This is a genomic window from Microbulbifer sp. ABF4_143 (assembly GCF_056160225.1).
The window spans coordinates 21,081-28,106 of the sequence record NZ_JBSWWT010000030.1; the positions used below are offsets into that span (position 1 = coordinate 21,081).

General features: G+C 62.9%; 6 protein-coding genes, 1 other RNA gene and 1 pseudogene. 3 read left to right on the plus strand and 5 right to left on the minus strand.

What is annotated here, in order from left to right; all coding sequences use genetic code 11:
• Window positions 1-65: 65 nt before the first annotated feature.
• Window positions 66-1,211, plus strand: coding sequence for an alanine dehydrogenase (gene ald / locus ACXAF3_RS17160; protein ID WP_475113517.1), 1,146 nt, complete (start codon window positions 66-68; stop codon window positions 1,209-1,211).
• A gap of 198 nt (window positions 1,212-1,409) precedes the next feature.
• On the opposite strand, the gene ACXAF3_RS17165 is transcribed toward ald, so the two are convergent.
• Both ACXAF3_RS17165 and ACXAF3_RS17170 read right to left on the minus strand, forming a co-directional pair.
• Window positions 1,410-2,126, minus strand: a complete 717-nt coding sequence (locus tag ACXAF3_RS17165) for a 16S rRNA (uracil(1498)-N(3))-methyltransferase (protein WP_475113518.1) — start codon at window positions 2,124-2,126, stop codon at window positions 1,410-1,412.
• A 32-nt stretch (window positions 2,127-2,158) separates the two neighbouring features.
• Complete coding sequence (locus ACXAF3_RS17170; protein ID WP_475113519.1) at window positions 2,159-3,004, minus strand: 6-carboxytetrahydropterin synthase; 846 nt, start codon at window positions 3,002-3,004, stop codon at window positions 2,159-2,161.
• Between the two features lie 157 nt (window positions 3,005-3,161).
• On the opposite strand from ACXAF3_RS17170, the gene ffs reads away from it, so the two are divergent.
• An RNA gene (gene ffs / locus ACXAF3_RS17175) (signal recognition particle sRNA small type) lies at window positions 3,162-3,259 on the plus strand.
• Window positions 3,260-3,476: 217 nt separating this feature from the next.
• Window positions 3,477-5,345, plus strand: a complete 1,869-nt coding sequence (locus tag ACXAF3_RS17180; RefSeq protein WP_475113520.1) for a M2 family metallopeptidase — start codon at window positions 3,477-3,479, stop codon at window positions 5,343-5,345.
• 290 nt (window positions 5,346-5,635) lie between these two features.
• On the opposite strand, the pseudogene ACXAF3_RS17185 reads toward ACXAF3_RS17180, so the two are convergent.
• The 3 genes and pseudogenes from ACXAF3_RS17185 to ACXAF3_RS17195 form a co-directional block, all read right to left on the minus strand.
• Window positions 5,636-5,731: pseudogene (locus ACXAF3_RS17185) on the minus strand (leucine zipper domain-containing protein); the annotation flags it as partial.
• A gap of 80 nt (window positions 5,732-5,811) precedes the next feature.
• Window positions 5,812-6,594: a type IV pili methyl-accepting chemotaxis transducer N-terminal domain-containing protein gene (locus tag ACXAF3_RS17190; RefSeq protein WP_475113521.1), complete on the minus strand. Its 783-nt coding sequence runs from the start codon at window positions 6,592-6,594 to the stop codon at window positions 5,812-5,814.
• Window positions 6,539-7,026 (minus strand): hypothetical protein (locus ACXAF3_RS17195; protein ID WP_475113522.1); only part of this gene is annotated, 488 nt, incomplete at its 5' end. The genes ACXAF3_RS17190 and ACXAF3_RS17195, both read right to left, overlap by 56 nt.

The following is a 7,026-nucleotide window of genomic DNA, read 5'->3' on the forward strand; positions in this document are numbered from 1 at the left end:
ATCACAGAGATAAGGCGTGCGCTCGCCCTAGACGCGATCCGCGGCCGGAAATGAGGAGCAGAAAAATGTTGATTGGTGTCCCGAAAGAGATCAAGAACCACGAGTACCGCATCGGCCTGACTCCGGCGAGTGTTCGTGAACTTATCAGCCACGGTCACGAGGTGATCGTGCAGAAAGACGGCGGTGCCGCCATCGGCTTTACCGACGAGATGTACGAGCAGGCCGGCGCCAAGATCATCGATACGCCGGAAGAGATCTTCGCCACCGCCGACATGATCGTCAAGGTCAAGGAGCCGCAGCCCCACGAGTGCGAAATGCTGCGCCCGGGCCAGGTTCTGTACACCTACCTGCACCTGGCGCCCGATCCCAAGCAGACCGAACTGCTGGTCAAATCCGGTGCGACCTGTATCGCCTACGAAACCGTGACCGACCGCTTCGGCGGCCTGCCGCTGCTGGCGCCCATGTCTGAGGTGGCCGGCCGCATGTCCGTACAGTGCGGCGCGCACCACCTGGAGAAAGCCCAGGGCGGCCTCGGCGTGCTGCTCGGCGGCGTGCCCGGTGTGGCCCCGGCCAAGGTGCTGATTATCGGCGGCGGCGTAGTGGGTACCAACGCGGCCAAGATGGCCCTGGGTATGGGCGCCGACGTGACCATCCTCGATCGCTCCCTGCCGCGCCTGCGCCAGCTGGACGATATCTTCGGCGGCGCCGTGCGCACCGAGTACTCCACCAACGACGCGATCGAGAAGCACGCGCTGGAAGCGGACCTGGTGATCGGCGCGGTACTGATCCCGGGTGCGGCGGCGCCGAAGCTGCTGACCCGCGACATCATCAGCCGCATGAAGAAGGGCGCCGTGGTTGTGGACGTGGCCATCGACCAGGGCGGCTGCTTCGAGACCTCCAGGGCGACCACCCACCAGGAGCCGACCTATGTGGTCGACGGCGTAGTGCACTACTGTGTGGCCAATATGCCCGGCGGTGTTGCGCGCACCTCCACCATGGCTCTGAACAACGCCACCCTGCCTTATGCCGTGGCGCTGGCCAACAAGGGCGCCAAGCAGGCGCTGCTGGACGACGCCAACCTGCTGGAAGGTCTGAATGTCCACGCTGGCATGGTGACCTATCAGGCGGTGGCCGACGTGTTGGGCTACGAATATGTCGACCCGAAACTGGCACTGCAGAAATCTGCGGTAGAGGAGGGCGCGGCGGCCTGAGGCCCCGCGGTCCGACAGTAAGCGCGGCCGCCAGGCGGCCGCGGCTCGAGAAAGCATTCAGTAACGCGCTTGTCTACTTGAGCAACCTTTCTCCCCAGGGGCGCCTTTACCCCGCGCCCCGCTCTGTGAGACCTGGTGGCGGGAGCCACCATTTTTGCGGCCGCGCCTATGCGCGGCTTTTTTGTGCCCGCCCCCCGCTCAGCGCCCGGGAAACAGCCGTCCCAGCAGTACCGGCAGGGCCGTCTCCACGCGCAAGATCCGCGGCCCCAGGTGCACCGGCTCGAATCCGGCCTGGCGCAGCTTTTCCACCTCGTAGGGAATCAGTCCGCCCTCGGGCCCCACCACCAGTGTCGTGCGCGCGGCGATATCCACCGGGCAGGGCGCGTCGGTCACCGGGTGGGCAACCAGCTTCACGGAATTCGCGGCAATCTCCGGCAGCTCGTCCTCCACGAAGGGTTTGAAGCGCTTGCGCAGCTCGATCCGCGGCATCTGTGTGTCCACCGCCTGCTCCAGGCCCAGCAGGCACTGTTCGCGCAGTTTTTCCCCGTCCAGCCAGGGAGTCTGCCAGTAGGATTTCTCCACCCGGTAGGCGTTGATCAGGTAGAGTCTCTTAACCCCCAGCGCGGTTACATGCTGAATCACCCGCTTGAGCATTTTCGGCCGCGGCAGCGCCAGTATCAGCGTCAGGGGCAGCGGGGGCGGGGCCGGGCGCTGCAGCTCCACCTGCAGCTCGACGGTGTCGCCGTCCAGGGAGAGGACTTCGGCGGTGCCGATATCGCCGTCCAGCAGGCCCACGCGCAGCCGGTCGCCGGGGGCGGCCCTGTGTACCTGCAGGATATGCTGCTGCCGGCGCCCGCACAGGCGCGCGCGCCCGGGCTCGACGAAGTCGCCCTGTTCGAGAATGATCAGATTCAAATTGCCAGGTCCATGGGTATCGGCACTGCGGCTCAGGCCCCGGCGCAGGCGACCGCGCCCTTGCCCAGCCCCTCGTAGGCGCGCACCTTCACCGCAGCGCCCGGCAGCTCCGCGGCGATACGGTCGGCGATATACTGCGCCAGCTGCTCCACGGTGGTGTCGCAGTCCAGCAGTTCGCAGCAGCGCGCGGGTATCTCCAGCGTGAACTGACCCTGTTGCGCCCGGTAGGCAAAGCGCAGTGTATTTTCGTCGCTTTCTTCCGCCAGGTCTTCGCGGGTTCCCAGGTAGATGTCCCGCCAGCGCTCCGCCCAGTTGCGCTCCCACGGGCCACTGCGCTCGCCGTTCAGGAAGATCTGTATCCTGGAGCGGTGCCCATGGGCGATACGCTGGCAGTTGCCCTCGTGCTTCTTCAGCCCGTGGCTGTAGTGGTAGTAGGGATCGTCGATGGCCTCGCAGGAAAAATTCAAGCTCAGCCGCTCGACGCGGGCCGGGAAGGTGGATGCCAGCTGGCGCACGCTCCAGGCGGCGACGCTGTCCGCGTCGATTGCCTCCGCCTCCACCAGTGCGAAGGCCTGCTCCGGCCCGCCCACCCGGATCTGTTCGCCGGTTTGCAGCGTCCAGACCAGCTCGATCCGCTCGCCCTCGCGCTCCAGCGTCAGGTGCGGCGAAAGGGTGGGCACCAGCAGGCGGTGGTCCAGTTGCTCGTCCAGCCAGTGGCGCAGTGTCTTTTTTACCACGCCGAAATCGCACACCATGCCCTGGTTGTCCAGGGCGCCGTCGAGGGCCGCGTTCGCCAGCCAGGTCTCGCCCACCAGACCGCGCCGGTGGTCCAGATAGCTGAAATCCACGTTGGTGAGATTGTCGACAAACAGGTGCATGGTGACTCTTTGCTGGAGGGGATGGATCGCCGCCATTATACCTTTTATCCGCACTGGCGCTCGCGTCCCGGGACCTGGCCCGGAGCTATGGACTTATACCGTGGTTTCCTTATAATCGCGCCCTCTTCGCACAGAGCGAAGATTGCTGTGGCGGCCCTTCCGGTCCCCTCGCAATGAACAGCTGTGAACCCCGCCAGGCCCGGAAGGGAGCAACGGTAGCAGTGGTGTCATGTGCCGAGGGTGTTGCTGGTTGGGCTGCCTCCATTTCCCCTCCCCCCTTTTTTCCGTTTGAATCTCCGCGACGTCGATTTCCGGCCACTGAGTGTCGAGATAATCCTCCAAAAAAGCGCTTTCGCGGGGGATTTTGTGTCGATATGCCCTTGGCGCCGCTGTCCTCGTCCCTCTGTGCGACCCCCTTATGCTATAAACGGCGACAACCGTATCTGTGTCCAATAACAACTAGAGGGAGCCGATGAAAAAGATTGCCCTAGCGATTGCCGCAACCGTGGCGCTTGCCGGATGCGAAGGCGAAAAGGCCGAGCGGGTGCCCAGCCACGCCGCCGAATCCGCCGCTGCCGAGGTGCGCGGTGCCGCCGACAAGCCGATGACCGCCGAGGACGCCAAGGCTTTCCTGCAGGATGCCCAGTCGCGCCTGGAGGAGATGGCCGAGGAAGTGAGCCGCGCCAGCTGGCTGGCCTCGACCTATATCAACATGGACTCCCAGTTTGTCGAGGCGCTGGCCTCGGAGCGCTATACCGCCATGGCGGTGGAACTGGCGGGCGAGGCGGCCAAGTTCAACGACCTGGAACTGGACCCGGATACCCGCCGCCAGCTGACCATGCTGAAACAGGGCCTGGTATTCCCGGCACCCAAGGATCCCGAACTGACCGCCGAGCTGGCGCAGATTGGCTCCAAAATGCAGGGCATGTACGGCGCCGGCAAATACTGCCGTGAGGAGGAGGGTGAGGAGAAGTGCTACACCCTGACCGAGATGGGGCGCGTCATGGCCGAGAGCCGCGACCCGGAATTGCTCAAGGAGCTGTGGGTCGGTTGGCGCAAGGTGTCGCCGCCGATGAAGCCGCTGTACGAGCGTCAGGTGGAGATAGGCAACGCCGGCGCCCGGGAGCTGGGCTACGAAAACCTGAGCACCTTCTGGCGTTCCAAGTACGATATGGAACCGGATGCCTTCGCCGCGGATATGGACGCCCAGTGGAACAAGGTCAAGCCGCTGTACGAAGCGCTGCACTGCCATGTGCGCGCCAAGCTGAACGAGCACTATGGCGACGACGTGGTGCCGGCCCAGGGCAAGATCCCGGCGCACCTGCTCGGCAATATGTGGGCCCAGGAGTGGGGCAATATCTACGAGCTGGTCAAAGACGAGGACATGCAGGCCCCCTACGACCTGACGCAGCTGGTGGTCGACTCCGGCATGAGCGAAAAGGATATGGTCAAGGTGGGCGAGAAGTTCTTCACCTCGCTCGGCTTCAAGCCGCTGCCGGAGACCTTCTGGGAGCGCTCCCAGTTCACTCAGCCCCGCGACCGCGATGTGGTCTGCCACGCGAGCGCCTGGAACATGGACGGCCAGGACGATATCCGCATCAAGATGTGTATCCAGAAGACCGGTGAGGACTTCGTCACCATCCACCACGAACTGGGCCACAACTTCTACCAGCGCATCTACAAGCACCAGCCGTTCCTGTACAAGGAGGGCGCCAACGACGGCTTCCACGAGGCGGTGGGCGATACCATCGCGCTGTCCATCACACCGAAGTACCTGAAGGAAATCGGCCTGATGGATGAGGTGCCGGACGAGAGCAAGGATATCGGCTACCTGATGCAGCAGGCCCTGGACAAGATCGCCTTCCTGCCCTTCGGGCTGATGGTGGACAAGTGGCGCTGGCAGGTGTTCAACGGCGAGGTGCGGCCGGGGGACTACAACAAGGCCTGGTGGAAGCTGCGCGAGGAGTACCAGGGCATCCAGGCGCCGGTGGAGCGCACCGAGGCCAACTTCGATCCGGGTGCCAAGTACCATATCCCGGGCAACACCCCCTACGCGCGCTACTTCCTCGCACGTATCCAGCAGTTCCAGTTCCACCGCGCGCTGTGCGAAGCCGCCGGCGAGACAGGTCCGCTACACCGCTGCTCCATCTACAAGAACGATGAGGCGGGCGAGAAACTGCGCAATATGCTCGCCATGGGCGCCAGCAAGCCCTGGCCGGACGCGATGGAGGCCCTGACCGGCCAGCGCGAGCTGGACGCCTCGGCGATCATCGATTACTTCCAGCCGCTGATGGCCTACCTGGAAGAACAAAACAAAGACCGCCAGTGCGGTTGGGAATAGCCGCGCGCCCAGCGAGCATGCTCGCTGCGCGGCTATTCGACCGGCCATGGGCCGCAGGCGCCGCGAATGCGTGGAGCGGCCGGACTGGCCGGGCCGGAACCCGATTGAACGCATTGAAGCCGCGCCATGGATGGCGGCGTTGCAGCCTAACACCGGCTCAGAAACCGGGGCGCGCGCGCCCAGCGAGCATCGTTCACAGCGCAGCTATTGGCTCATTCGGGAGCGCTGTCGGTGCGTGAACATTCACACAAGCAAAGGCCGGGCAAAGTTGCCCGGCCTTTTTCGTTGGCTGCCGCTTCTTCTACGCGCATGTCATGTTCAACGATGCGCTGCACAAGAAGTTCTCGACCATAGACGGTTAATCGGGCATTTTGGTGGTTGTTCATTCGGGGCCCTAGGCTGTTTGGTTTGGTTGGCACCTCCAATTTGCCGGGGAAGTCCCGGATGAACAACCTACAGAGGTTCCCTAGCGCGTCGATAATTGGGCAGTATTCAGCAAATCGGCGTACAGGCCAGTAGTGACTTCCATATTGCGCAGCATCATGTCTGTGGTGCCGGTTATGACGTGAATCTGGCGCTCCTCGGAAATCTGCATCTCTGCGTCGAAACCGCGTTTGGCATAGCTTAAGTGCCCCTGGGTTTTCCGCAGGCTGCGGGTTATTTGCGGTGTGTTTAAGGGGTTCTGTAATAGAAAGTTCAGCATATGCTGGAACTCGGCCAAGTCTTCATAGAGACCTTTTACACCTTCCTCGCCGGCCACCCCCCAGAAGAGCGCGACATAATTCTTGGCGATGCGCTGGGAGAGCATGCGCTGGCGGCCGGCAATGTTGACCAGTTCCGCGCTTTTATGGTCAGCGAGCTCCTGCAGGCGCATGACATAGTTGTCGGCGGCCGGCAACAGGGTTTGGCTGCGCCTGAATAGCTTTGCTGCACTGCGTTTGCTGACCGGCTGTCGGGCAATCTCCCGGAAAGCGTTCCACTCCCGCTGTAGCGTCCGCAGGTCGGCCCGAATCGGCGCCGCCTCGCCAAATGCCGCGAGCTGATCCAGATTGTCGGAGAACTCCCGCATGCACCGCTCAAAAATCTGCTGATGGCGCTCGGCACCCGGCTGAATGCCGCGCAGTATGTAGGCCTGGGTAATCCGTTGGGAAAGCATGCGCTGGCGGCCGGCGGTATTGATGGCGTCCCCGATGCTAAATGAACTGACGTCTAGGCTGATAAATAGCAGCAGGAGCAGTAGGCGATTCATATTCTTCCTTACACTCGAATCGAAATGGGCTGTTTCCGGCGGGGGGCGATAGGCGGCCGGATCCGAAATTCGCGCACTCTCTCCTTGCGGCCGCTGGTTGGAAAATTATTCTATTCCGCAACTCTCTGCCGATCATTACCCCCTCGGGGTTAACCCTTCTGGCAGCTGTCGCACTCCACAGCAGAAATGCCTCCGGTTGTGCCGTGCCAGTGTACGGGTGAGCTTTCGAGGTGTTGCGCGGGGGGGCGGAACTTTGCTGCACTTCGATGGATTGGCGATGGCAGGTTGGATGCCAACCGGTGCGTTTTCCTGCAATAAAAAAGGTTCTTCGCAGATTGGCGTGAAAAAGTAGGCTGGCGGTTGTTGGCTGGGTAAAGTTTGGTTCGCCAAAACACAACAATCCCCGAACCAACACCGCCAGAGCCATGGATG

Coding starts and splice junctions, on each gene's coding strand:
- ald (WP_475113517.1), top strand. CDS start 66: ATGTTGATTGGTGTCCCGAAAGAGATCAAGAACCACGAGTACCGCATC.
- ACXAF3_RS17170 (WP_475113519.1), bottom strand. CDS start 3,004: ATGCACCTGTTTGTCGACAATCTCACCAACGTGGATTTCAGCTATCTG.
- ACXAF3_RS17180 (WP_475113520.1), top strand. CDS start 3,477: ATGAAAAAGATTGCCCTAGCGATTGCCGCAACCGTGGCGCTTGCCGGA.
- ACXAF3_RS17190 (WP_475113521.1), bottom strand. CDS start 6,594: ATGAATCGCCTACTGCTCCTGCTGCTATTTATCAGCCTAGACGTCAGT.